The sequence below is a fragment of the Mycobacterium sp. 852002-51613_SCH5001154 genome (genome assembly GCF_001667425.1).
GTDB lineage: Bacteria > Actinomycetota > Actinomycetes > Mycobacteriales > Mycobacteriaceae > Mycobacterium.
Genome location: NZ_LZII01000066.1, coordinates 1 through 25,626, shown reverse-complemented (window position 1 = coordinate 25,626; position 25,626 = coordinate 1). Strand labels below are relative to the sequence as shown.

At 67.7% G+C, this 25,626-nt stretch carries 25 protein-coding genes; 13 read left to right on the top strand and 12 right to left on the bottom strand.

What is annotated here, in order from left to right:
- Positions 1-7 precede the first annotated feature (7 nt).
- The 4 genes from A5750_RS18360 (at position 8) to A5750_RS18345 (ending at position 4,109) form a co-directional block, all read left to right on the top strand.
- Positions 8-907, top strand: coding sequence for an oxidoreductase (locus A5750_RS18360; RefSeq protein ID WP_197505459.1), 900 nt, complete (start codon positions 8-10; stop codon positions 905-907).
- A gap of 9 nt (positions 908-916) precedes the next feature.
- Positions 917-1,420, top strand: coding sequence for an SRPBCC family protein (locus tag A5750_RS18355; RefSeq protein ID WP_067264736.1), 504 nt, complete (start codon positions 917-919; stop codon positions 1,418-1,420).
- Between the two features lie 9 nt (positions 1,421-1,429).
- On the top strand, positions 1,430-2,305 hold the full coding sequence (locus tag A5750_RS18350) for a neutral zinc metallopeptidase (RefSeq protein ID WP_067209729.1): 876 nt from the start codon (positions 1,430-1,432) through the stop codon (positions 2,303-2,305).
- Between the two features lie 190 nt (positions 2,306-2,495).
- Positions 2,496-4,109 (top strand): MFS transporter, encoded by a 1,614-nt coding sequence (locus A5750_RS18345; RefSeq protein WP_066958117.1) that lies wholly within the window; start codon positions 2,496-2,498, stop codon positions 4,107-4,109.
- Positions 4,110-4,124: 15 nt separating this feature from the next.
- On the opposite strand, the gene A5750_RS18340 is transcribed toward A5750_RS18345, so the two are convergent.
- Positions 4,125-4,568, bottom strand: coding sequence for a hypothetical protein (locus A5750_RS18340; RefSeq protein WP_066958114.1), 444 nt, complete (start codon positions 4,566-4,568; stop codon positions 4,125-4,127).
- A gap of 117 nt (positions 4,569-4,685) precedes the next feature.
- On the opposite strand from A5750_RS18340, the gene A5750_RS18335 reads away from it, so the two are divergent.
- Positions 4,686-6,281: a metallophosphoesterase family protein gene (locus tag A5750_RS18335; protein ID WP_067264733.1), complete on the top strand. Its 1,596-nt coding sequence runs from the start codon at positions 4,686-4,688 to the stop codon at positions 6,279-6,281.
- Here A5750_RS18335 and A5750_RS18330 read toward each other — a convergent pair whose 3' ends face one another.
- Positions 6,282-7,313, bottom strand: a complete 1,032-nt coding sequence (locus tag A5750_RS18330) for an Rv2578c family radical SAM protein (RefSeq protein ID WP_067264730.1) — start codon at positions 7,311-7,313, stop codon at positions 6,282-6,284.
- A 214-nt stretch (positions 7,314-7,527) separates the two neighbouring features.
- A complete protein-coding gene (locus A5750_RS18325) occupies positions 7,528-8,157 on the bottom strand; it encodes a TetR/AcrR family transcriptional regulator (protein ID WP_066958108.1) in 630 nt (209 codons plus the stop codon).
- Between the two features lie 156 nt (positions 8,158-8,313).
- On the opposite strand from A5750_RS18325, the gene A5750_RS18320 reads away from it, so the two are divergent.
- Together A5750_RS18320 and A5750_RS18315 are read left to right on the top strand one after the other, a co-directional pair.
- The gene (locus tag A5750_RS18320; RefSeq protein ID WP_156659789.1) at positions 8,314-8,736 is read left to right on the top strand and encodes a hypothetical protein; all 423 of its coding nucleotides are present in this window, start codon (positions 8,314-8,316) and stop codon (positions 8,734-8,736) included.
- A gap of 37 nt (positions 8,737-8,773) precedes the next feature.
- Positions 8,774-9,928 (top strand): NADH:flavin oxidoreductase, encoded by a 1,155-nt coding sequence (locus A5750_RS18315; protein ID WP_231989244.1) that lies wholly within the window; start codon positions 8,774-8,776, stop codon positions 9,926-9,928.
- Between the two features lie 28 nt (positions 9,929-9,956).
- Here the strand turns inward: A5750_RS18315 and A5750_RS18310 are convergent, their stop codons facing one another.
- Positions 9,957-10,814, bottom strand: a complete 858-nt coding sequence (locus A5750_RS18310; RefSeq protein ID WP_067264727.1) for an LLM class flavin-dependent oxidoreductase — start codon at positions 10,812-10,814, stop codon at positions 9,957-9,959.
- 12 nt (positions 10,815-10,826) lie between these two features.
- Positions 10,827-11,582, bottom strand: a complete 756-nt coding sequence (locus A5750_RS18305) for an SDR family oxidoreductase (protein WP_067264724.1) — start codon at positions 11,580-11,582, stop codon at positions 10,827-10,829.
- Between the two features lie 97 nt (positions 11,583-11,679).
- On the opposite strand from A5750_RS18305, the gene A5750_RS18300 reads away from it, so the two are divergent.
- The 3 genes from A5750_RS18300 to A5750_RS18290 all read left to right on the top strand — a co-directional run bounded on the left by A5750_RS18300 (position 11,680) and on the right by A5750_RS18290 (position 13,591).
- Entirely contained in the window at positions 11,680-12,711 is a 1,032-nt protein-coding gene (locus A5750_RS18300) for an Lrp/AsnC family transcriptional regulator (RefSeq protein ID WP_066958100.1), read from the top strand.
- Between the two features lie 78 nt (positions 12,712-12,789).
- On the top strand, positions 12,790-13,275 hold the full coding sequence (locus tag A5750_RS18295) for an SRPBCC family protein (protein ID WP_066958098.1): 486 nt from the start codon (positions 12,790-12,792) through the stop codon (positions 13,273-13,275).
- Between the two features lie 91 nt (positions 13,276-13,366).
- Positions 13,367-13,591 carry a deoxyribodipyrimidine photolyase gene (locus A5750_RS18290; protein ID WP_066958096.1) on the top strand — a complete coding sequence of 75 codons (225 nt, stop codon included), beginning with the start codon at positions 13,367-13,369 and terminating at the stop codon, positions 13,589-13,591.
- Between the two features lie 19 nt (positions 13,592-13,610).
- Here A5750_RS18290 and hisS read toward each other — a convergent pair whose 3' ends face one another.
- Together hisS and A5750_RS18280 are read right to left on the bottom strand one after the other, a co-directional pair.
- Positions 13,611-14,873, bottom strand: a complete 1,263-nt coding sequence (hisS, locus tag A5750_RS18285) for a histidine--tRNA ligase (protein ID WP_066958094.1) — start codon at positions 14,871-14,873, stop codon at positions 13,611-13,613.
- On the bottom strand, positions 14,870-15,532 hold the full coding sequence (locus A5750_RS18280) for an MBL fold metallo-hydrolase (RefSeq protein ID WP_066958092.1): 663 nt from the start codon (positions 15,530-15,532) through the stop codon (positions 14,870-14,872). Before A5750_RS18280 ends, hisS begins: the two co-directional genes overlap by 4 nt.
- 118 nt (positions 15,533-15,650) lie before the next feature.
- Here A5750_RS18280 and A5750_RS18275 point away from each other — a divergent pair, with 118 nt between their 5' ends.
- From A5750_RS18275 to A5750_RS18270, 3 genes are all read left to right on the top strand, one after another.
- Positions 15,651-16,550: a peptidylprolyl isomerase gene (locus A5750_RS18275; RefSeq protein WP_066958090.1), complete on the top strand. Its 900-nt coding sequence runs from the start codon at positions 15,651-15,653 to the stop codon at positions 16,548-16,550.
- Between the two features lie 75 nt (positions 16,551-16,625).
- A complete protein-coding gene (locus A5750_RS26655; protein ID WP_369829493.1) occupies positions 16,626-16,964 on the top strand; it encodes a protein kinase in 339 nt (112 codons plus the stop codon).
- Positions 16,961-18,397, top strand: a complete 1,437-nt coding sequence (locus A5750_RS18270; RefSeq protein ID WP_369829492.1) for a peptidylprolyl isomerase — start codon at positions 16,961-16,963, stop codon at positions 18,395-18,397. Before A5750_RS26655 ends, A5750_RS18270 begins: the two co-directional genes overlap by 4 nt.
- A gap of 29 nt (positions 18,398-18,426) precedes the next feature.
- Here A5750_RS18270 and A5750_RS18265 read toward each other — a convergent pair whose 3' ends face one another.
- The 5 genes from A5750_RS18265 to secD form a co-directional block, all read right to left on the bottom strand.
- Positions 18,427-20,817 carry a bifunctional (p)ppGpp synthetase/guanosine-3',5'-bis(diphosphate) 3'-pyrophosphohydrolase gene (locus tag A5750_RS18265; RefSeq protein WP_066958140.1) on the bottom strand — a complete coding sequence of 797 codons (2,391 nt, stop codon included), beginning with the start codon at positions 20,815-20,817 and terminating at the stop codon, positions 18,427-18,429.
- Between the two features lie 135 nt (positions 20,818-20,952).
- Entirely contained in the window at positions 20,953-21,510 is a 558-nt protein-coding gene (locus A5750_RS18260; protein WP_067264720.1) for an adenine phosphoribosyltransferase, read from the bottom strand.
- A complete protein-coding gene (locus A5750_RS18255; RefSeq protein WP_067264718.1) occupies positions 21,492-23,141 on the bottom strand; it encodes an ABC transporter substrate-binding protein in 1,650 nt (549 codons plus the stop codon). The genes A5750_RS18260 and A5750_RS18255 overlap by 19 nt, the downstream gene beginning before the upstream one ends.
- 5 nt (positions 23,142-23,146) lie before the next feature.
- A complete protein-coding gene (secF, locus tag A5750_RS18250; protein WP_067264750.1) occupies positions 23,147-24,421 on the bottom strand; it encodes a protein translocase subunit SecF in 1,275 nt (424 codons plus the stop codon).
- Between the two features lie 4 nt (positions 24,422-24,425).
- The coding region (secD, locus tag A5750_RS18245; protein WP_067264715.1) for a protein translocase subunit SecD at positions 24,426-25,626 on the bottom strand (1,201 nt) is incomplete at its 5' end.

Here is a 25,626-nt window from a genome sequence, read left to right as displayed (position 1 = left end):
CGGACCTATTGCCACCAACCCCCCAACCGAAATCGCACTAGTCGGCCCCGGGGCCGTCGGCACGACGGTCGCCGCGCTGCTGCACAAGGCCGGGCACGCGGTTCAGGTATGCGGCCGCACGGCCCGGGAACGCATCGAATTGCGGCCCGACGGCGCGGATCCGATCGTGGTGCCCGGCCCGGTGCACACCGATCCCGGCCAGGTCACCGGCCCCGTCGACGTGGTGGTGCTGGCGGTCAAGGCCACCCAGAACGACGCCGCCGCCGGATGGCTGGCGCGCCTCTGCGGCCCGCACACGATCGTCGCCGTGTTGCAGAACGGCGTGGAGCAGGTCGAACAGGTGCAGCCGCATTGCCCGTCGTCACCGGTGGTGCCCGGGATCGTCTGGTATTCGGCCGAGACCCAGCCCGAGGGATGGGTCCGGCTGCGCACCGAACCGTCCCTGGTGCTGCCCAGCGGGCCGTCGGCGCAGACGCTCGCCGAGCTGCTGCGCGGCGCCGGCTGCCGCGTCGAGTGCGATCCCGACTTCATCACCGCGGCCTGGCGCAAGCTGCTCACCAACGCGCTGGCCGGGTTCATGGCGCTGTCCGGGCGGCGGTCCGGCATGTTCCGCCGCGACGACGTGACCGAACTGTCGCGACGCTACGTCGCCGAATGCCTGGCGGTAGCCCGCGCCGAAGGCGCCCGGCTGCCCGACGGCATCGTCGACGAGTTGGCCGGCATGTTTCGCCACGTTCCCGAGGACATGGGCACCTCGATCCTGGCCGACCGGGAGAACCGTCGGCCGATGGAATGGGACATCCGCAACGGGGTGATCATCCGCAAGGCCCGCGCCCACAACTTGGCGACGCCGATCAGCGACGTCGTTGTGCCGTTGCTGGCCGCGGCGAGCGACGGCCCCGGCTAGATTAATTCCATGTTCCCCTGCGAGCGCGTCGGCCTGGGCTTCATCGACACCGCGCCTTTCGTGTTCCGCAACAGCGTCGATCTCGCCATCGCGCCCGAGCAGCTGTTCGAGGTGCTCGCCGACGCCCAGGCGTGGCCGCGCTGGGCGAGCGTGATCACCAAGGTGACCTGGACCAGCCCCGAGCCGCGCGGTGTCGGCACCACCCGCGTCGTCGAGATGCGCGGCGGGATGGTCGGCAACGAGGAGTTCCTTGCGTGGGAACCGTTCAGCCACATGGCTTTTCGGTTCAACGAATGCTCTACCCAAGCCGTCGCCGCGTTCGTCGAAGACTACCGGGTCGAAGTCATCCCGGGTGGTTGCCGGTTGACGTGGACCATGGCGCAGAAGCCCGCGGGCCCGGCCAGGCTGGCGATGTACGTGGTGGGGCCGCTGCTCAATCTGGGCCTTCGCCGGTTCCTGCGAAACCTGCGCAGCTACACCGACGCCCGCTACTCCGCGACCCAGCAACATTAGGAGCGTGCCATGAGCTTCAACGAGGGAATGCAGATCGACACCAGCACCGCGTCCTCCTCGGGTGGGGGCGGCATGGGGATGGCCATCGGAGGCGGCGGCCTCGGCCTGCTCATCCTCATCGGCGCCCTGTTGCTGGGCGTCGATCCGGGCCGCGTGCTCAACCAGCAGGGAAACACCAGCGGCTACTCGGCGCCCGGGTTCGACCTGAGCCAGTGCAAGACCGGGGCCGACGCCAACAAGTACGTGCAGTGCCGCGTGGTCGCCACCGGCAACTCCGTGGATGCGGTGTGGCATCAGCTGATGCCGCGCTACACCCGGCCGCACGTGCGGCTGTTCACCGGCTCGGTTGACACCGGCTGCGGGCCGGCCACCACCGCGGTGGGCCCGTTCTACTGCCCGGTGGACCAGACCGCGTACTTCGACACCGACTTCTTCCAGGAGCTCGTCGACAAATTCGGTTCCAGCGGTGGGCCGTTCGCGCAGGAGTACGTCGTCGCCCACGAATACGGCCACCACGTGCAGCAACTGCAGGGCGTCCTGGGCCGGTCCCAGCAAGGGGCGAAGGGCGCAGGCGGCAACGGTGTCCGCACGGAATTACAGGCGGACTGCTACGCGGGCATCTGGGCGCATTACGCGTCGACCGTCAAGCAGGAGAGCACCGGCGTCCCCTATTTGCAGCCCTTGAGCGACCAGGACATCCAAGACGCCCTCTCGGCCGCGGCGTCGGTGGGCGACGACCGCATCCAGAAGGAATCGACCGGACGGGTCAATCCCGAGTCGTGGACGCACGGTTCGTCGGAGCAGCGGCAGCATTGGTTCACCGTCGGCTACCAAACGGGCGACCCGAAGCAGTGCGACACATTCTCCGCCCCGAGCCTCGGCTAGGCCTGATGGCGGCGGCCCGCTTCGCCCGGCCCCGCCGCGCTCGCAACCGCCGCTAGACCTGATGGCGGCGGCCCGCTTCGCCCGGCTTTCACGGTGGTAGCCGGTCCCCCGGCGACGATGCCGATCCGCCATGCGCACGTCGGGTGCGTGTCTTAGACTTCTACCCCGCCGCACGACGCGAAAGGCTCGTATGTCGGATCTGACGCAGGAGCGCACCGACACCGCGGAGGTGTCGGTCTGGGCGCCCTTGCGCAATCAGGTTTTCCGCGCCCTGTTCATCGCGCAGTTCGTCTCCAACGTCGGAACATGGATGCAAAGCGTTGCGGCGCAATGGTTTCTGGTCGAAGGTCACAGCAGCGCCACCGTCGTGGCACTGGTCCAGACCGCGAGTCTGGGGCCGACGCTCCTGTTGGGATTGTTCGCCGGCGCGCTCGCCGACGTGTTCGACCAGCGGCGGCTGCTGATGGTGCTGCAGTCGTATGCGGTGGTGGTGGCGCTGGTGCTGGCGGGACTGACCTACTTTGGCCGACTCACCCCGACCGCGCTGCTGCTGTTCACCCTGGCCATCGGCGTCGCCTCCGCGCTGACCGCGCCGGCCTGGCAGGCGATTCAGCCCGAGGTCGTTCCGCGCGAGCAGATCACGGCCGCCGCGACTTTGGCCAGCGTCTCGGTGAACATCGCCCGGGTGGTCGGACCCGCCATCGGCGGCGTCGTCCTGGCGTTGGTCGGTCCGGCAGCGGTGTTCGCGATCAACGCGATCTCGTTCGTGGGCATCATCATCGCCCTGGCGGCCTGGCGGCGGCCGAAACAGATCGCGCCCGTCGAACGAGAACACCTCGGCCAGGCGATTCTCACCGGGTTGGCCTACGCCGTCAACGGCCCGATCTTTCGCAGGATCCTGCTGCGCGCCGCCCTTTTCGTCTTCCCCGCATCGGCCCTGCTGGCCCTGTTGCCGGTGGCCGCCGCCGACACCTGGCACCTGCGGGCCAGTGGCTACGGTATGGCGCTGGGCGCCATCGGTTGTGGCGCGGTGCTCGCCGTCGCGGTCCCCGCACCGTTACGCCAGAAGCTGCCGCCCAACACGCTGCTGGCCGGTTGCGCGGCCGCGTACGGGGCGGCCACGCTCGCGGTGGTTTGGCTGCCGTTCGCCGCGGCGGCGCCCTTCCTGGTGTTGTCGGGGATGACCTGGCTGATCACGCTGACGACGTTGAACGCCGCGGCGCAGCTGCATTTGCCGCGCTGGGTCCGGGCCCGGGGGTTGGCGATGTACCTGCTGGTCTTCACGGGCTCGCAGGCGGTCGGCTCGTATCTCTGGGGTGTGATCGCCACGCGGGAAGGATTGGGTGTGGCGCTGACTTTGTCGGCGGCGTTGCTCGGCGTCACCGCTCTCAGCGTCGTGCCGCTCGGGTTGCGGCCGGAAACCGGGAAGCTCAGCCGCGATATTTCGCGGGCATGGCCGTCGCCGATGGTCGTGTTCGAACCGTGCCCGAACGACGGACCCGTGCTGGTGACCGTCCGCTATCGAGTCGTCACGGACACCCTGCAGGACTTCGTGGAGGCGATGAGCGCGGTCAGGCGCTCACGGTTGCGAACGGGAGGCCATAGCTGGGGGCTCTACCACAGCCTGGAACATCCCGACACGGTCCTCGAGAGGTTCACCGTGCCGTCGTGGACCGAATTCAGCCGGCAACACACCGAACGCTGGCTGGAGTCCGACCACGACGGGGTGACGAGGGCGGTGGGCTACACCGTCGACAACACGCGGCGGCACGAGTACTACCTCGCGTTGCGCGTGCACCGATAAGCGGCTGCTACCGGTTCACCAGGGCCGCGTCGAGCAGGTGACGCCGGTGGTGGCGCTCTGCGTCACCACGACCTGGCCGTCGACGGCGATCTGGCACTGAATCTGTGGCATGTTCGACGAATCGCAGTCCGGCCAGTGACACCCGCCGCTCGCGTTCACGAACGCCCATTGATTCGGGTCGGCCAGGGTCGTGTTGTAGACGAGCGGCTGCCCCGCGCTGAACGCCGTCTGCACGCTGTTCAAGTACTGCGACGAGTTGGCGTTGAAGGCCGCCTGGCTGGGCGGATCGGTGTTCATGTAGCGGACGTTGCCGGTGAGATTGCCGGTGGCGGTGATGGTGTAGGTCACCTGGTGGCCGGCAGGGTCCGCAGATGAGGTCGCGGGCGTGACGGCCAGCACTGCTGCTGCCGCAAACGTCGCCACTGCGACCCCCGTGGTCACTATTCGCACGTTCGTCATATCGAAAACGCTACCCAATTCGTTACGGGGCTACGCCTGGAAAGGGCCGCCGGATTCGCCCGGCCGCGCCGGGCGCCCGTTCCGCGGACGTTCACCGCGCTCGGGTATGAAGCAGGAGTGGTCGACGATCCCGCACACCGTGGCGGCCCTGAACCGGCCCCCGGCATCAGCCGCCGCAGGCTGTTGACGACCAGCGCGGTCTCGGCCGCCCTCGGGGCGGGCGTGGGCGGCGGGGCCGCCATGTTGTGGTCGCACCCCAGCGCGCCCGCCCCCTGGTTTCAGCCGAGCCGCAACGGCGCCCCACCGGTGACGGGACTGCACCTGCAATTCGGCCGGCACGCCGGCTCCGAGGTGGTGGTGTCCTGGCACACCGTGGACGCCGTCCGGAATCCACGCGTCATGTTCGGCACGCCGGCGTCGGGCCTCGGGAAGACGGTGGCGGCCGAAACCCGCACCTACCGCGACGCCAAGTCCAACACCGAGATTCGGGTGAACCACGCCCGCCTGACGAACCTCACCCCAGACACCGACTACGTATACGCCGCGGTGCACGACGGCGCCGAGCCGGAGATGGGCACCATCCGGACCGCCCCGTCCGGGCGAAAGCCCTTTCGCTTCACCAGTTTCGGCGATCAGTCCACGCCGACGCTGGAGAGGCTGCCTGACGGCACATACGGCACCGACAACATCGGGTCGCCCGCATCCGCCGACACCACCCTGGCGGTCGAGCGGATGGCGCCGCTGTTCAACCTCGTCAACGGCGACCTGTGCTATGCCAACCTCGCCCAAGACCGCATCCGCACCTGGTCGGCCTGGTTCGAGAACAACACGCGGTCGGCGCGTTACCGGCCCTGGATGCCCGCGGCCGGCAACCACGAAAACGAATTGGGCAACGGCCCAATCGGTTACGGCGCCTATCAGGCGTACTTCGCGGTGCCCGATTCGGGATCGGATCCCGAGACCCGCGGCCTGTGGTACTCGTTCACGGCCGGCTCGGTGCGGGTGATCAGCCTGAACAACGACGACGTGGCGTTTCAGGACGGCGGGAATTTCTACGTACACGGCTACTCTGGCGGAGAGCAAAAGCGTTGGCTGGCAAATGAACTCGCCGCAGCACGGCGCGACCCCGACATCGATTGGATCGTCGTGTGCATGCATCAGACGGCGATCTCCACCGCCGACAAGGCCAACGGCGCCGACCTGGGAATCCGCGAGGAATGGCTCCCGTTGTTCGACGAGCACCGGGTCGACCTGGTGGTGTGCGGCCATGAACACCACTACGAGCGGTCGCACCCGTTGCGCGGCACGCTGCAGAGCGACACCCGAACGCCGATACCCGTCGCCACCCGCGACGACGTCATCGACTCCACCAAGGGAACGGTGCACGTCGTCATCGGCGGCGGCGGCACGTCGGCACCCACGAACGGGTTCTTCTTCCCCGAGCCGCGCTGCCGCGTGCTGACCGGAGTCGGCGCCTTCGACCCGGGGCTCGGACGCAAGGCGCCGATCTACGTCGTGGAGGACGCGCCCTGGTCCGCCTTCCGCGACCGGGACAATCCCTACGGCTTCGCGGCGTTCGAGGTGGACCCCGGTGAGCCCGGCGGCAATACGTCGATCAAGGCCACGCACTACGCGCTGAGCGGGCCGTTCGGCGCGGTGACCGTCGTGGACCGATTCACCCTGACGAAGCCGCGCGCCGACCGGCCGACTTAGTCAAAACAGCGTCGCCTGAAGGGGTTCCGGCTCCGCCGGGGTTACCGCGACGGGCTGGCGGAACGAACGCTCGTCGCCGCCCAGCCGGTATTTCGCGACCAGCGGCGCCGCCCGCTCCCGCAACATCTCGCGGTAACCGGCCGGCAGGTAAGCACCCCGCCGGTACAGCTCGCGATAGCGGCCCACCAGCTCGGGATGCGAGCGGGCCAGCCAGGACATCAACCAGCCGCGGGTCGAGCCGCGCAGGTGCAGCCCGAAGACCGTCACGCTGGTGGCCCCCGCGGCCGCGATCTGGCCGAGCAGTCGATCGAGGTGCTCTTTCGAGTCGGTCAGGTACGGCAGCACGGGCGCCACCATCACATGGCAGTCCAAACCGGCCTCGCGGATCGCGGCGATCAGGCCGAGCCGCGCCTGCGGTGTGGGCGTGCCGGGCTCGACGTCTCGATGTAGGTCCGCGTCACCGACCGCCAGCGATACCGCGACCGAGAGCGGAACCTGCTGCGCCGCAGCCGCGATCAACGGCAGGTCGCGGCGCAGCAGTGTGCCCTTGGTCAGGATCGACAGCGGTGTCCCGGATTCGGCGAGGGCGGCGATGATGCCCGGCATCAACGCGTAGCGCCCCTCCGCCCGCTGGTACGGGTCGGTGTTTGTGCCCAGCGCGACGGTCTCGCGGCGCCACGACGGCCGCCGCAACTCGCGGCGTAGCACCGCGACGACATTGGTCTTGACGACGACCTGGCTGTCAAAATCGTTGCCGCAGTTGAAGTCCAGGTATTCATGCGTCGGCCGGGCGAAGCAATAGCGGCAGGCGTGCGAGCAGCCGCGGTAGCCGTTGACGGTGTACCGGAAGGGCAGGGCGGAGGCGTCCGGCACCTTGTTGAGCGCGGACTTGCACAGCACCTCGTGAAAGGTGATCCCCTCGAACTGCGGGGCACGCACGCTTCTAACGAACCCGATCCGCTGCAACCCCGGCAGCGCCCCGTCCTCGACGGGCTGCCCGTTGACCGCGACGGCCTGGTCCGCCCAGCGCATGACCTATTCGAACATTAGTTCGATATAGAGTCAAGCACCGCGTCGGGTCAGATGTGGCGGGGCATCTCGGCGGATTTCGGATGGGGTGCTTACGGCGGCGGGGGTGGCAGCTCGGGCCGCCAGGTGAAATCCGACAAACGGCCGCACTCCCGCACGAACCGCGACGATCTCGGCGCCAACGGAATCGGCTGGGCCCCGGATCCGTTGGGCGACTTCACGGACCGCGGCGGTACGCGGCGACGTGCCCTAGCGCCATGTCCACGGCGAGTTCGACAGGTCGGGCGCTGCGCATCGTCTGCGCCATCAGCAGTCCGCCTTGCAGCGCACTCATGATAGTCAACGCGAGCTCGGCAGGGTCGGCATCTGCGGAGAGTTCGCCGTTGTCGCGCATCGTCGCCAAACCAGCAGACAGGTACGACTGCCACTCGGCGAAGGCTTGCGCAAGCTCCCGGCGCGCCGAATCGGACCGCTCGGCAAGCTCACCCACCAGCGAGCCCAACGGACACCCCCCGACACCTTGCGTCGCGCGAGTCATGGCCACGACGTGGTCGCACCACCGCTGCAGGCCCTCCCATGACGACACCTCGCCCAGATCGGGCTGCTGGGCCGCGATGACGTCGCCGAGCTGGGTCTTCACAACCTCGCGGATCAGGGCGTCCTTATTGGCGAAGTAGTGGTAGAGCTGCGATTTGCTTGTGCCGGTCGCCGCCATCACGTCGTCCAGACTCGTCCCGGCGACGCCTTGCCCGCGGACGAGCGATGCCGCCGCGGCGACGATGCGGGCCCTGGTCGCGGCACCGCGAGTCGTCAGCCGCCCGGCGGCGGGGTGCTCCTCTCCTGACATGCGCGAAGTGTAGAGCGGATTGGACTTGATAGTCCATTTTGGCTTCAGCACAATTTTCCGCGTGGACCGTCCGACCCTCGCAGCAGACGACGTGTCCCCGCTCCTAACCGCTCCCGACGTCGGCGGCGGCGCCACCCACTCCGCGAGGGAGGAATGATGAAGCCGACATCAAAGATCCTGAAATACAATTCGATGTTTCTGGGTTCGACGATGTTCTTGTTTGGGTTCTTGAAGTTCTTCGAGCCGTTTCGCACGTGGTTCGACGTCCAGATCAGCAAAAGCGGGCTGCCGCGACTCTGCATCCCCCTGGGCGTCGCCGGGGAAATATCCATCGGGCTGAGCCTGCTTTCGGCCGCCCACTTCGGGCGGGAGACCTCAAACCTCTTCGGCCCGATCGCGTCCGCGGCCTCGGCTGGGCTGATCGCCAACATGGGGGGCGCCACCTATGTGCACGTGCACCCGGAGGTGCCCGCAAATGTACTTCCTCTCAAAATAAAGCCTCCCGTTATTCCCCTCATTTTTATGCTATTGGCCACCGTGAATCTCGTTCAGCTTCAGGGTCATTGGCGGCGCTCCTGACGGCAGGACCCAACAGAATGGACCAACCAACGCGGAAATGGATGACCTCGTGCCCGACCGAATGCACCCACCCCACCAGACGCTCTTCGAAGCGGCAACCATCGGCAACGTCGAGCTCGCCCACCGGGTAGCCCTGGCGCCCATGACGCGAGTGAGCGCGACGGCCGACGGCGTGCCCACCGACCGGATCGCGTCCTACTACCGCGTTTTCGCCGAGGGCGGCTTCGCGTTGTTAATAACCGAAGGGCTTTACATCGACGATCAGACCAGTCAGGGGTACCTCTTCCAACCGGGCATCGCGAACGCGGCTCACGCGGCGGGCTGGCAACCGGTCGTCGACGGCGTCCACAACTGCGAGGCCAAGTTTTTCGCCCAGCTGATGCACGCCGGCAGCCAGTCGCAAGGCAACCCGCACACGACGATCACCTGGGGGCCGTCCGCAGTACGGCCGAAAGGCGAGCAGCTGCCCATGTACCGCGGTGCTGGTCCGTTCAAGATTCCTCAAGCGATGACCACCGAACACATCAACCAAGTCCGGGCCGCGTTCGTGAACGCGGCACGGCAGGCGCGCGACGCCGGGTTCGACGGCGTGGAGATCCACGGAGCCAACGGCTATCTGCTCGACGCATTTCTCACCGACTATATGAATACCCGGACCGACGAGTACGGCGGCCACACCGCCGGTCGTGTACGCCTGGCGGCCGAGGTCTGCCACGACGTCGCGTCGGCCGTCGGTGACGACATCGCCGTCGGCATCCGGATCTCCCAGGGAAAGGTCTCCGACAATCACCATCGGTGGGCCGGCGAGGAGGACGCGGCCATCATCTTCGGCACCCTGGGCGAGACCGGCATCGACTACATCCACACCACCGAATATCGCGCGCTGGCACCAGCATTCGCCGGGTCCGGCAACTCGCTCGCGCAGCTGGCAAAGCAATTCAGCAAGCTGGCGGTAATCGCCAACGGCCATCTGGACGACCCCCGCGACGCCGCCGCCATCATCGACTCGGGCGCCGCCGATCTGGTAGCCCTCGCCAAACCGGCGCTGGCCAACCGCGACTGGCCTCATCGAGTCCAACACGGCAAACCGTTATCGCCCGACGTGCCAACCGATCTCTTCGGGCCCGTCGCTAACCTCAAAGACTGGGAAGTCGCCGGCGCGGACAACGAAGGAGTGCATGGCGCGAGATGACATAGTTCCTCCTCTTGTGCGCAGCGGTTCAGAGAACGGCGTCGGCAAGGCGATCCACCTGATCGACCCCTGCGACGCAGGGATGGAAAACCAGCCCATCGAAACCGAGGTCGCGGTAGGCGCGCAGGGTGGCCGCCGCGTCCTCCGGGGTGGTCAGCAGGTCGGCGATGTTGAGAGCTGCGTAGTCCGGCTTGAATCCGTAGTAGCGCTGCAGGTGCTCCCGGCCGAGCCGGACGGCGTCCTCACCACCGAACGCGAAGTTCACGCTGGCGTGCAGCCGTGGCTGCCCCGACCGGCCCGCCTCCCGCCACGCCGCGCGTGCCCGATCGGCGAATGACGCCTGATTGTCGTAGTCGCGCAGGGCGCCGGCCGACCAGCCGTCACCCATCGTCGCGACCCGGCGCATGGTGGCCTCCGACCGTCCCCCGAACAGGATGGGGATGCGCACCGGCCGCGGGCACAACCCCTTGTCGCCGGTGACCGGCGCGGCGCGCCACGCCTCGAGCAACAATCCGACCGTCTCGTCCAAAACCCGTCCCCGCCGGCCGAAGTCGGCGCCAACCGCCGCGTAGTCGTCTGTCCGGTTGCCCACACCCAAACCCAGGATCAGCCGGTTGCCGGTGACGTCCGCGATGGTGGCGAGCTGCTTGGCGAGCAGCGCGGCCGGGTAGAGGGGTGCCAGCAAAACGTTTGTGATCAAACCGATTTCACTGGTCGCGCCCGCGGCGAGGGTCAATGCGACGATCGAATCGAGGCTTTCGTAGACCAGCCGGTCGATGGTGGCCAGGCCGGCAAACCCTCGTTGTTCCGCCCGGCGGGCCCAACGCACGGTGAGTGGACCCCGCACGTGGGCGATGTGGCTCGGCAGGCCAATTCCGATCTGCATGGGAATCCTCCGCTATTTCTGCATGGTTGTCTGATTGACGGCGGTGAAGATCTCGCCGTACGAGTCTTCGCGCGCGGCGAATCGCACGCGCCGAGCGGCATCGACCACGATCTCGGTGGCGGCCGGGTTGGATCGCAGCAACGAAATAGCCTCGGCGACAAAGGCATCCAACGCCACGACATGAGATGCGTAGCCGAGACCCTGTTGAATGTCAGTCTGTACCCGTGGCGGGATGATCTCGACCACCTCAATCGCCGTGTCGCGCAGCTGGTGGCGTAGCGACTCGGTGTAGGAGTGCAGAGCCGCCTTGGTCGCACAATACGTCGGCGCGACCGCCTTGGGTACGAAAGCCAGGGCAGAGGTGACGTTGATGATCGCGGCGTTTCTTTGCGTCAGCAGTGTGGGCAGTAGTGCCGCGGTGAGCCGGATGGGCCCGAGCAGGTTGACCGCCACGATCGCCTCCGCCGCGGTGGTGTCACCGGTCAGTAGGTCCTCGGTACGCATGATTCCCGCGTTGTTGATGACGACGTTCAACCCGGGATACCGATCCGTCACTTCGGCAACCAGCCGAGTGATGCTGACCGGGTCGCTCTGATCCAACTGCAGGAACTCCATGCCCGGGTTGGCGCCAGCGGCGGCTTGCAGAACCTCGCGGCGCCGGCCGGCGATGATGACGTGGTTGCCCAGGCGGTGCAAAGATTCGGCCAAAGCGCGGCCGATTCCGCTGCCTCCGCCGGTGACCAGGACGACGTTGCGCGTCAGCTTCATGATGCAAGGCTGACAGCGGCGCCGACGAAACAATCAACGCCCGGACCGAAGTGTAGATAAATCTCCACTAAGCATCGATATCCGTCTAAGATTGGTCATGATCGATCGGCTGGACGGACAGATTCTGCATGCCTTGCAAATATCTCCCAGGGTGTCGTTTCGCCGCATAGCCGAGGTGGTCGGAGCGACCGAACAAACGGTTGCCCGCCGCTACCACAGGCTGCGTCGGAACGGAGTCGTTCGCGTCGTGGGGGTGGAGCACCCGTGGGTTGACGGCGATTCTGACTGGGCCCACTGGGTTTGCCGCCTACACGCCAAGCCCGACCGCATACCGCAACTGGCCGACGCGCTGGTTCGAAACCCGGACGTGTCCCACGCCAACGTCCTGTCGGGTTGGACCGACCTGGTGTGCACGATCCGGGCACCGCTCCGGGACAGCCGCGACGACGTGTTGCTGAAGCGGCTCCCGCGAGCAAGTTCGGTCATCGACATCGACATTGATGCGGTGCTGCACACCTTCGGGCGCCCCCCGAGCGCGCCGTGGACGGGCTACGGCCACAAGCTCAGCGGCGAACAGGCCGTACAAATCCTTGCTGACGTCGACGGCCCTCCCGCCGGCCAGCCGTCCCGGCCGACGCTCGAGGACCGTCCCATCCTCGACGCGCTGGCTGACGACGGCCGTGCTCCCCACTCACGGCTCGCCGAACGCACGGGCTGGTCGGTGGCGCGAGTGCGCAGGCGTCTGACGGCGCTCGAAGCGGCCGGGGCGCTCGTTTACGACGTCGATGTGCTCCCTGAGCGACTCGGTTACCACCTCAGCGCCATGCTCTGGCTGACGGTCGCACCCCAGCACACACACCGCGTCGGAGAACGGGTCGCGGCGCACGACCAAGTGGCCTTCGCCGCCGCCGTCAGCGGTAGCAAAAACCTGATGGCAGTGGTCATCTGCCGAGACGTCCGCGACCTCTACGCGTACCTCTCCAACCACCTCGGGGGCATCGAAGAGGTCCTCACCTATGAGGTAAGCATCCGCACCCAGCGCCTCAAGCAACACGGATCGGTGATCGCGCACGGACGACTGATGAACCCGACCCCGACGCGCGCTGCGCGCGGATCCGCGGCGGGCTAGAGAGGGCACCGAAAACGTCCCAGCGGTCGTAGAGTGAGCGACGACCCCTGTCGTACCTACTCCGGCCGCGAGGCACCCATGACCGAACGCATCGAGGTTGAACGCACAATTACGGCGCCGGCGCCCGACGTCTTCGCGGTGCTGTGCGACCCGCAGGGCCACGTCGCGATCGACTCGTCCGGAATGCTGCAGAGCGCCGAAGGCGATCGGGTACGCGGTGTCGGTGACCGTTTCGTCGTGCACATGGATCGCGAGTCGTTGAACGACTTTCCGCAATTCGGCAAGTACGACGTCACCGTCGACATCACGGAATTCGAACAGGATCGGCTGATCGCTTGGACGGTTCTGGGCAAAATTCAGCCTCCGATCGGCCATGTCTACGGCTATCAACTGCAGCCGAGCGAAGACGGCTCGGCGACCGTGGTCACCTCGTTTTACGACTGGTCGAACATCGACCCGAAGTGGCGGGAAGCCGGAATTTTCCCGATTCTGTCCGAGGGTGCATTGCGGGCAACGTTGGGAATTCTTGATCGGACGGTCCGGCGCGGTTATCCGCGCGGATAACCGCGTTTTCGGTGAGCGCCTAAACTCGACTGCGGTTTTATTGCGGATTCGGGTGGGTATGTCCTTTGGGCCCCTCACGAAAGGACCTGACATGTTGCACTCGGTGATTCTGGCGAGCTCGGACCCCGTCGCGGCCGGCTTTATCCTCCGTGGCATCAAGGGAATTTTTGTCGCCATCGGCAGCGTTATCGCCGCATTCATCTGCGGAATCATCGCAATGACGAAGGGTCGCAATCCGCTGGGCTGGGGAATTCTCGGCCTATTCTTTTCGATCCTCACGTTGATCGTCGTAATCATCATTCCGAGCAAGAAATAACCCGGCGAGGGTACCCGCCCTACCGGTCGAGTCTTGACAGAACTTCGGCGACAACAGAATTCGCGGCGACGGGCACCTGATCCCCCGTCGTGAGGTCTTTCAACCCGACCGTCCCCGCCTCGATGTCGCGGTCGCCGAGGACCAGCGCGATGCGGGCACCGGAACGGTCGGCCGCGCGCATCGCGCCCTTGAGGCCGCGGTCGCCGTAGGCCATGTCCACCCGCACACCGCAGGCGCGCAGCTGCGCGGTCAGCACCGCCAGCTGAAGCTTGGCCTGCTCGCTCAGCGGCACGCCGAACACGTCGCAGCGGGTCGTCTCCCCCACGCTCTTGCCCTCGGCGCGCAGCGCCAACAGGGTGCGGTCGACCCCGAGCCCGAACCCGATGCCGGACAGGTCTTGCCCGCCGAGCTCGTGCATCAGGCCGTCATAGCGGCCGCCGCCGCCGATCCCGGATTGCGCACCCAGACCGTCGTGCACGAACTCGAAGGTGGTCTTGGTGTAGTAGTCCAGCCCGCGCACCATGCGCGGGTTGATGACGTAGGGCACGCCGAGCGCGTCCAAGTGCGCCAGCACGGTGTCGAAGTGCTGCTTGGCGACGTCGGACAGGTGGTCGATCAACACCGGCGCGTCGGCCGTCATGGCCCGCACGGCCGGTCGCTTGTCGTCGAGCACCCGCAGCGGGTTGATCTCGGCACGCCTGCGCGTCTCGTCATCGAGATCGAGCCCAAACAGGAAGTCCTGCAACAGTTCCCGATATTGGGGGCGACAGGTCTCGTCGCCCAGCGAGGTGATCTCCAGGCGGAACCCGTCCAGTCCCAGCGAACGGAAGCCGGCGTCGGCGATGGCGATCACCTCGGCGTCAAGCGCCGGATCGTCCACGCCGATCGCCTCCACACCCACCTGCTGCAGCTGCCGATAGCGGCCGGCCTGCGGCCGCTCGTAGCGGAAAAACGGCCCCGCATAACACAATTTGACCGGCAACGCCCCGCGGTCAAGGCCGTGCTCGATCACCGCGCGCACCACCCCCGCGGTGCCCTCGGGTCGCAAGGTGACCGAGCGGTCACCGCGGTCGGCGAACGTATACATCTCCTTGGACACCACGTCGGTGGATTCGCCGACACCCCGGGCGAACAGGGCGGTGTCCTCGAAGATGGGCAACTCGATGTGGCCATAGCCGGCCCGGCGGGCGGCGCCCAACAACCCGTCACGAACGGCCACGAACTGCGCGGAGTCCGGCGGGACGTAGTCCGGTACCCCCTTGGGCGCGTGAAACTGCGTCACGGGCTCAGGCCTTCGATGAACGGATTGAATCGCCGTTCGGCGCCGATGGTGGTGGCGTTGCCGTGACCCGGCAGCACCACGGTCTCGTCGTCGAGCACCAGCAGTTTTTCAACGATCGAGGTCAGCAGGTCGCGGCCGCTCCCGCCGTGCAGGTCGGTGCGGCCCACCGAGCGTTCGAACAGGGTGTCGCCGGTGAACACCACGTCGTGGTCTCCCGCCACCCGGAAGACCACCGACCCGCGCGTGTGCCCGGGCGTGTGGTCGACGTTGACGGTCACGCTGCCCAGGTCGAGCTTGTCGCCGTCGCGGTCCAGCTCGACGACCTGCTTGGGCTCGCGGAAGAAGGCACCGGCCATCAGCTGCGCCACCCGCGGGCCCAGGCCGTAGATCGGGTCTTTCAGCATGAACCGGTCCTCGGGGTGGATGTAGGTCGGGCAGCCGAAGGTGTCGGACACCTTCTGCGCCGACCACATGTGGTCGATGTGTCCGTGCGTGAGCAACACCGCCGCCGGGGTCAGCCGGTTCTCATCGAGGATGCGCCGCAGCGGGCCCATCGCCCGCTGGCCCGGATCCACGATGACGGCGTCCGCCCCCGGCCGCTCAGCCAGCACATAGCAGTTGCACTGCAACATGCCGGCGGGAAATCCGGTGATCAACACGGTTCCCAGTTTCCCACGGGCCCCACTTGACACCGGTCGCGGCGCCCACATTAGCCTGAGCTGGCGACTGACGCCTTTTGCCGGGCACCCGACTTACCAACCATGGAGGCATACGGCCGTGCCGACCAATGAACAGCGACGTGCCAACGCCAAGCGCAAGCTCGAACGCCAGCTGGAGCGCCGCGCGAAGCAAGCCAAGCTGCGCAGGATCGTGTTGATCGCCGCCGGCTCGGCCGTGGCCGTGGCGGTGGTCGTGGCGGTGGTGCTCACGGTCATCAACACCAAACACGAGCACAAGAGCAACTCCGCGACGAGCACCACGTCCGCGGCCCCCAGCAGCTCCCCCGAGTCCACGACGCCCGCCGGACCGACGCCGCCCGCTGCGCCGCTGCCGGCGTTCAAGCCGTCGGCCGATCTGGGCGCCAACTGCCAGTACCCGGCGTCACCGGAACCCGCCGCCAAGGAAGTCAAGCCGCCGCGCACCGGCAAGGTGCCGACGGACCCCGCCCAGGTGAGCGCCAGCATGGTGACCAACCAGGGCCGCATCGGATTGATGCTCGCTAACAACGAATCACCTTGCACGGTAAACAGTTTCGCAAGCCTGGCCGGTCAGAAATACTTCGACAACACCAAATGCCACCGGCTGACCACTTCCCCGGACCTGGGCGTCCTGCAATGCGGCGACCCCAAGGGTGACGGCACCGGCGGCCCGGGCTACCAGTTCGCCAACGAGTACCCGACGGACCAATACCCGCCGAACGACCCGAAGGCGCAACAGCCGGTCCTCTACCCACGCGGCACCCTGGCGATGGCCAACGCCGGTCCCGGGACCAACGGCAGCCAATTCTTCATGGTGTACAAGGATTCCCAGCTGCCGCCCCAATACACCGTCTTCGGCACCATTCAGCCGGACGGGCTGGCCACGCTGGACAAGATCGCCAAAGCCGGCGTCGCCGGCGGCGGTGAGGACGGCGCACCGGCCTCCGAGGTCACCATCACCTCGCTGTTGCTCGACTAAAGCCAAGCAGCGCAACGCCGCTGATTCGGCGGGAATCGGGCGACCAACGGGCAGTCCACCGCTTAAGGTCGGTGCGTGGGGACAGAATCTTTCGGGCAATACCAACTGCTGGACGTGTTGGGCCGCGGCGGCATGGGCCAGGTCTACCGTGCCTACGACGCCGCCACCGATCGCGTCGTCGCGTTGAAGGTGCTGCCCCCGAACTTGGCCGAGGATCAGGAGTTTCAGCAACGATTCCGCCGGGAGGCACGCATCGCGGCGAGCCTCAACGACCCGCACGTGGTGCCGATCCACGGTTACGGCGAGATCGACGGTCGGCTCTATGTCGACATGCGGCTGATCGAGGGCCGCGACTTGTTGCAGTACATCGATGAGAACGGGGGCGGCTGTCCCCAGAGCGCGCGGTGGCGGTGATCGAGCAAGTTGCCGCTGCGCTGGACAGCGCCCACCAGGTGGGGCTGATCCATCGCGACATCAAGCCGAAGAACATCCTGATCACCCAGGCGCGCGACTTCGTCTACCTGATCGACTTCGGCATCGCCCGCACCCTGGCCGACACGTCACTCACGCAGACCGGGCACACGATGGGCACCGTCGCGTACATGGCGCCCGAACGGTTCAGGGGCACAACGGATCACCGCGCCGACGTGTATTCGTTGGCCTGCGTGCTGCACGAGTGCTTGACCGGCAAGCGGCCCTATGCCGGCGACAGCCTCGAGGAGCAGCTCAACGCGCATTTGAACACGCCCCCGCCGCGGCCGTCGACCACCGCCGACGGCGTGCCCCCGGCCCTCGATGCGGTGGTCGCCCGCGGGATGGCCAAAGACGCCGAATACCGCTATCAGTCGGCGATGGAACTCGCCGAAGCCGCCCGGGCGGCGTTGGCCGCCCCGGCCGGGACCGCCGCATGGAGTCCCCCGCCGGCGCCACCGGCACCGCCGCCGGGACCGACGCAGGACTTTCCCCCGACGGGGCCCAATCTCGACCCCCGGCCGCCCAATCGCCCGCCGGGACAATCCCGGCGTTTGCTGCTGGGCATCGTCGGCGCGTCGGCGCTGGCGCTGGCCGCGGTGGTGGCATTGGTCATCGCGCTGGTGACGCAGGACGACGGCTCAGCCAACAGCGCGGCTTCGAGCACCCCGACCCGCGCCCGCGTCCCCAACAGGCCGGGGTCGAGTTCCGGACCGACCGCACAGGCGACGGGGACCGTGCCACCGCTGCCGGCGTTCGCGCCGCCGGCCGACCTGGGCGCCAATTGCCAATACCCGAGCGCGCCGGACGCCATCGTCAAGCCGGTCAACCCGCCTCCGTCCGGCAGGGTTTCCACCGAACCCGCCCAGATCCCGGCCACCATCTCGACCAACCTTGGCGACATCGGCATCGAACTCTCCAACGGCGAATCTCCGTGCACGGTCAACAGTTTCGTCAGCCTTGCGAAGCAGCAATTCTTCGACAACACCCAGTGCGCCCGGCTGATCAACTCGACTGACGGAGGGTCGCTGCTGTGCGGCGGTCCCGACGCGGACGGGGCCGGTGGCCCCGGCTATCAATTCGCCGACGAATACCCCACCAATCAGTACCCGGCCGGCGACCCCGCGCTCCGGGCGACGGTGATGTACCCGCGCGGCACCGTGATCATGGCCACCGAGGGGCCCAACACCAACGGCAGTCAATTCGTCCTGGTGTTCCGGGATTCGGAATTGGAGCCGCAGAGCACGGTGTTCGGGACCATCAGCCAGGCGGGCCTGGCGGTCCTCGACAAGGTCGCCCAGGCGGGTATCGCCGGCAACCGGCAGAGCGGGGCTCCCACCAACCCGGTCACCATCAACTCGGTGCGCGTCGGCTAACCAATAACGCCAGGCTTTCTTAAGCCGCCTCAGGCAGCGGACGTCACGCGGTACACGTCGAAAACGCCTTCGACGTTGCGCACCACGTTGAGTAGATGCCCGAGGTGCTTCGGGTCCCCCATCTCGAAGGTGAACCTGCTGATCGCCACCCGGTCATTGGACGTGGTGACCGAGGCCGACAGGATGTTGACCTTTTCGTCGGCCAGCACCCGGGTGACGTCGGAGAGCAGCCGGTGCCGGTCGAGCGCCTCGACCTGGATGGCCACCAGGAACACCGACGACGGCGACGGCGCCCAATGCACCTCGATGATGCGCTCGGCCTGCTGCTGCAGCGACGCGGCATTGGTGCAGTCGGTGCGGTGCACGCTGACTCCGCCACCGCGGGTGACGAAGCCCATGATCTGGTCGCCGGGCACCGGCGTGCAGCACTTGGCCAGCTTGGACAGCACGCCCGGGGCGCCGGGGACCGAGACGCCGACGTCGTCGCTGCTGCGCGGGCGCCGGAGCATGGTCGTCGGCGTGGACCGCTCGGCGAGATCCTCCTCGGCCTGGTCGATCCCGCCGAGCTCGGCCAGCAGCCGCTGCACGACATGGCGCGCCGACACGTGGCCCTCGCCGATCGCGGTGTAAAGCGCGGACACGTCCGCGTAGTGCAGCTCGCGGGCCACCGCGGCCATGGATTCGGCGTTGACCAAGCGCTGCAACGGAAGTCCGCCGCGGCGCACCTCGCGGGCCATGGCGTCCTTGCCGGCCTCCAGCGCCTCCTCACGCCGCTCCTTGGCGAACCATTGCCGGATCTTCGCCTTGGCGCGCGGCGACACCACGAACTGCTGCCAGTCCCGCGACGGCCCGGCATTGGACGCCTTCGACGTGAAAACCTCGACGACTTCGCCGTTTTCCAGCTTTCGTTCCAGCGCCACCAGCCGGCCGTTGACCCGGGCGCCGATGCAGCGGTGGCCGACCTCGGTGTGCACCGCGTAGGCGAAATCGATCGGCGTCGACCCGTTCGGCAGGGTGATCACATCACCCTTGGGGGTGAACACGAAGATCTCTTGCACCGCAAGGTCGTAGCGCAGCGACTCCAGGAATTCGCCGGGGTCGGCGGCCTCCCGCTGCCAGTCGAGCAGTTGCCGCATCCAGGCCATGTCGTCGATCTCGGCGGTGGCGTGCGGATGCGGAACGCCGTTGCGGCCCTTGGCTTCCTTGTAGCGCCAGTGCGCGGCGATGCCGTATTCGGCGGTGCGGTGCATGTCGCGGGTGCGGATCTGGATTTCCAGCGGCTTGCCCTCAGGGCCCACCACCGTGGTGTGCAGCGACTGGTAGACGCCGTATCGGGGCTGGGCGATGTAGTCCTTGAACCGTCCCGCCATCGGCTGCCACAGGGAATGCACGACGCCGACGGCGGCGTAGCAGTCGCGGATCTCGTCGCACAGGATGCGGATGCCGACCAGGTCGTGGATGTCGTCGAAGTCGCGGCCCTTGACGATCATCTTCTGATAGATCGACCAATAGTGCTTGGGCCGGCCCTCGACCGTCGCCTTGATCTTCGACGCGTTCAGCGTGTTGGTGATCTCGGCGCGGACCTTGGCCAGGTAGGTGTCGCGGGACGGCGCGCGGCCGGCGACCAGGCGGACGATCTCGTCGTACTTCTTCGGATGCAAGATCGCGAAGGACAGGTCTTCGAGTTCCCACTTGACGCTGGCCATACCCAGCCGATGGGCAAGGGGCGCAATGACTTCCAGCGTCTCGCGGGCTTTGCGCGCCTGCTTCTCCGGCGGCAGGAAGCGCATGGTTCGCATGTTGTGTAGCCGGTCGGCGACCTTGATCACCAGCACCCGGGGGTCGCGGGCCATCGCGGTGATCATCTTGCGGATGGTCTCGCCCTCGGCGGCGGTGCCCAGCACCACCCGATCCAGCTTGGTCACGCCGTCGACGAGGTGGCCCACCTCCTCGCCGAACTCCTCGCTCAACGCCTCCAGCGTGTAGCCGGTGTCTTCGATGGTGTCGTGCAACAGCGCGGCCACCAAAGTGGTGGTGTCCATGCCCAATTCGGCGAGGATGTTCGCGACGGCCAGGGGGTGGGTGATGTACGGATCACCGGAATGGCGGAACTGCGTGGCGTGGCGCTGGTCGGCGACCTCGAAGGCGCGCTGCAGCAGCGACACGTTGGCCTTCGGATAGACCTCCCGGTGCACCGCCACGAGCGGTTCCAGCACCGGGTTGAGCGTGGTGCGCTGGGAGGTCATCCGCCGGGCCAGCCTGGCCCGCACCCGGCGCGACGCGCTGCTGGAGGTTTTCAGCGTCTCGGTCGGCGGCTCCGGCGGCTCGGCCTGCGCCGTCACCGGCTCCCCGACCAGCAGGGCGTCACCGACGTCAGTGGGCACGTCAAGCGCCTGCGCCGCGCTCTTGTCGTCCGCCACGTTGGTCACCTCCGACTTCGAGGATATCGCGCGGTGCGCCCAGGCTCGGTTTGATCGCCCGCTCGCCCCCTCGCCGCTTCGCAGCTGGGTGGTGCCCCCACCTCACGCCGCGTAGCGGCGCGCATCGTCGCCGGGCTAGAGCTGACTCAGGCTGTGCAGCGGCAACCCCGCGACCGCCTGACGACCGCCCAGCGCGGTCAGTTCGAGGATCACCGCCGCCGCCATGACGGTGGCCCCGGTGCGTTCCAGCAACCGGGCCGCCGCGGCCAGGCTGCCCCCGGTGGCCAGCACGTCGTCGATGATCACGACGTGGCGTCCGCGCAGGTCGATGCCGTCCGCGGGGATCTCCAGCGTCGCGCTGCCGTACTCCAGGTCGTAATGCTCGGCGTACGCCGGCGGCGGCAGCTTGCCGCCCTTGCGGATGGCCAGCACCCCCGTGCGCAGCCGGTCGGCGACCGCCGCCGCGGCCAGGAACCCGCGGGCGTCGATCCCGGCCACCAGGTCGGCGCCCGCCGCGATCTCGGCCAGCGCGTCGGTGACCGCCGCCAGCCCCGCCGGATCGGCGAACAACGGGGTGAGGTCCCGGAATTGCACCCCCGGCTTGGGAAAGTCGGACACCTCGCGCAGCAGCGAGGCGATGACGTCGGTCACCGAGGCGCTTCCGCCGACGCTCGTCACTGGACCAGGGCCCATCGGTCCATGTTCCAGCCGGCGCCCCAGCGAGTCGGGTTCTTGCTCACGGCATACATCTTCTTCGACATCAGCAGCGTCCGTTGCTGCCGGTAGAGGGGCAAAGTGGGCATGTCGCCCCACAGTACCGGCGCCGCCTCCCCCAGCAGCCGCACGCGCTCGGCGGGGTCGGCCGACACGGCCAGCGCCCCGATCGTGCTGTCGATCTGCGGATTCGAGTAGCCCGACAGGTTGTTGCCGTTGCCGGTGTGCAGGTCGTAGGCGTCCATCGCCGACGACCCCGTGGACCCGCTGCCGGCGGCCCCGCCCGTGCTGGCCAAGAGGGCATCGATCTTCCCGTCCTTGAGCGCTTGCGGCCCCGAGCTGTCCAGGGCGACGTTTGCGACGGTGATGCCGGCCGCGGCACAGGATTTGCCGATCACCCCGACGTTGACCGCGAGGCGCGCGTTGGGCCCCTGGTAGCCGATCCGCACCGTCATCGGGGCGCCACCGAGCGCGTCGCGGGCGGCGGCGGGGTCCGCCTTGCCGAATTGGCCGGCCTCGGCGGCGCCGTCAGCGGCGGTGACGGGGTCGTCGGCGGCCGGGTTGAGCCGCGAGTTGGCGATCGGCACCCCGGCGTCGCGCGCGAGCGTGTCGCGGGGCGTGCAGAGGGCGAGCGCGCGGCGGGCCTTGGGCTGCGAGAGCGGGCCCTGCGGCGCGAAGATCAGCTGCTCGACGCCCGCCGCCGGCGAATCAACGCGGTCGTAGTTGTCCGGGGTGGTCAGCGTTCCGGAGGAGCCCGCCGCCACGTCGACCACGTCGACGCTGCGGTTGTTGACCCGGTCCTGGATGTCGGGCCCCTGGGGCCAGACGGTGATCCGCTTGGTGAGCGCCTTGGGGCCCCACCACCGGTCGTTGGCCACGAGCACCACCGCGCCGCGGTCCAGGATGCGCTCAATCTTGTACGGGCCGGACGACGGGAAGTGCTTGAGGTCCAGCCCGGGCCTGAGGTCCCAGATGGTGTTCCACAGCTTGGCGATCTGCTGCACGAGTTGGGCGTTGTTGCTCAGCAGGGCCGCGGTCACGTCGACGTGCAGCTCGTCGGCGATGACGTGCGACGGCATCATCGACGTGGCGGTGAATAGCTGGTTGTAGTCGACGATGCCGCGGTCCGGGACGAACGACACCCGGGCCTTCTTCTGCCCCGGCAGGCACTCGACGTTGGCGATGTCGAGGTAACCGGCCTGGGTGGCGGCGTTGAAGTCGGGATACCGGCCGGACTGGGCCGCCCAGGCGAGCACCAGATCGTCGCAGGTCACCGGCTTGCCGTCGGAGTAGACGGCGTTGTCGGCGATCTGGTAGTCCAACACCAGCGGCGAACCGCCCACCACCGACACGGTGCCGAAATCACGGTCGGCGACGGTCTGCCCGTCGGGGCCGTGGTAGCTGAAGCCGGCCAGCGTGCGCGCGAACGCCTGCGCCCCGGCCGACGCGGCGCCGACGACGGTATTGGTGTTGTAGGTGACCAGCGGGCCGTCGACCACGTAGTCGATCTGGGAGGCGGTGCTGCCGGAGCACGCCGCCAGCGTGCACGCCGCCACGAGCATTGCGGCCAGACCGATAGCGCCCCCGACGAGGCGATACCTGGCGGCCATAGCGACTACCGCCGGCCGGCGTTTCGCTTGCCGCTCGGACGCCGGGTCCCGGTCGGCCGCACCGGGCGCGCACCCGGCGCCGGCTTGCTCGGTGCGGGCTTGTCAGACGGTGCCGAGTCGGCCGCCGTGGTCTCCGGCGACGCCGATTCTTCGTCGGTGGACTTCGCCTCCTCGGGCTCGGCGCCAGCCTTGCGGCGCCGAGCGACGCGGCGGGTGTGCGTGCGCACCAGCTCGGTGCGCTCGCGCAGCGTGACCAGCAGCGGCGTTGCGAAGAAGATCGACGAGTAGGTGCCGACCAGGATGCCGACCAGCTGCACCAGCGCCAGGTCCTTCAGCGTCCCGACGCCCAGCAGCCACACCGCCACCACCATCAGCGCCAGGACCGGCAACACCCCGATGAGGCTGGTGTTGATGGAGCGCATGAACGTCTGGTTGATCGCGAGGTTGGCCTGCTCGGCGAAGGTGCGGCGGGTGGTGTGCTGGAAGCCGTGGGTGTTCTCCTCGACCTTGTCGAACACGATGACGGTGTCGTACAGGGAGAAACCGAGAATCGTCAGCAAACCGATGACGGTGGCCGGGGTGACCTCGAAACCGACCAGGGAGTACACCCCTGCGGTGACGGTCAGGTCGAAGACCATGGTCGTCAGCGCGGAGATGGCCATGTACCGCTCGTAGCGCACCGTGATGTACAGGCTGACCAACGCCAGGAACACCACCAGCGCGATCAGCGCCTTGTCGGTGATCTGATCGCCCCACGTCTCGGAGACCGCCGCGTCGCTGATGGCCTGTTTACTCGGTTTTCCGTCGGCTCCCTTGGGTCCGAACGCGTCGAACAGGGCGTTGCGCAGCGTGGATGTCTGGGCGTTGGACAGCGTTTCGGAGCGGATCTGCACCGTGGCCGAGGCGCCGTTGCCGACGATCACCACCGATTCCGGGTCGCGGCCGATGGCCTTGCGGAAGACGTCGGACACCTGCGACGTCTGCACTTGGCCGGTCGCGCCCGCGGCGGGCATCGACACCGTCGTGCCGCCGTTGAAGTCGATCCCGAAGGTGAAGCCGCGCAGCAGGATGCTCAATACGGCGACGGCGACGATCGCGCCGCTGATGCCGAACCACAACCGGCGACGCCCGATCACCTCGAAGGCGCCCGTGCCGGTGTAGAGGCGCGACAAGAAGCTATGACGCGCCAGGCCGGCGCCGCTATCGGTCAACTCGGTGGCGCCCTCCGAGGCTTCGGTGATCTCGGTCGCTTCGGCGTCAGCCTTGCCTTTGGAGGCCATCACGCTATCCCCGTCCCGTCTTGACGTTCGACGAAGCCCGGCGCTCGCGGGCGACCTGCTGTATTGCGCCCAGGCCGTTGTATGCGGGTTTCGCCAACGTCGACGACTTAGACGCCAGGTAGACCAGCGGCCAGGTCACCAGGAACACCACCACGACGTCGAGGATCGTGGTGAGGCCCAACGTGAAGGCGAATCCCCGCACCTGGCCGATCGCCAGGGCGTACAGCACCGCGGCGGCCAGGAAGGTCACGGCGTTGCCCGACACGATCGTCTTGCGGGCCCGCACCCAGCCCCGGGGCACCGCCGATCGGAACGACCGGCCTTCGCGGATCTCGTCTTTGATGCGTTCGAAGAACACCACGAACGAGTCCGCCGTGGTACCGATACCGATGATCAGACCCGCGATCCCCGCAAGGTCCAGGGTGTAGTTGATCTGACGGCCCAGGATCACCAGGATCGCGAAAATCATTGCGCCGGAAGCGACTAGCGATAGCGCCGTAAGCAGGCCGAGCACCCGGTAATACAACAACGAGTACAGCAACACCAGAACCAAGCCGATTGCACCCGCGACCAGCCCCGCTCGCAGTGAGGTCAATCCCAGTGTCGCCGAGACGGTTTGGGCCTCCGAAGCCTCGAAGGACAGCGGCAGCGAACCGTATTTCAGGACGTTGGCCAGCTGCTTGGCGGTTGCGGCGGTGAACGGCGGGTCGCCGCCGGTGATCTGGGTCCGGCCGCCGGGGATGGCTTCCTGGATCATCGGGGCGCTGACCACCTGGGAGTCCAGCGTGAACGCGGTCTGGGTGCCGATGTGGGCGGCGGTGAAGTCCGCCCAGGTGTTCGCCGCCGCGGGGCGGAATTGCACGTCCACGACGTAACCGATGCCGCGCTGGTTCATGCCGGACGTGGCGTCCTGGATCTGGTCGCCGCTGATGATCGACGGCGCCAGCAGGTAGGCCACCTTGTGGTCGGTCGAGCACGTCACCAGCGGCAGGTTCGGATCGTCGTTGCCGGCCAGGATGTCCTCTTTGTCGCAGCGGGTCGCCTGGAACTGCAAAGCGAGGAACTGGACGCCCTGGCGGGTGCTCTGCCGCCACTTCTTCTCATCGGCGATGCGGTCGGCGAGCTCCTTGCGCGGATCGGGCGGCGCCGGCTGCTCGGCCGGGGGTACGTCGGCCGGTGGGGCGTTGCCCGCGGGCGCCGGGGGC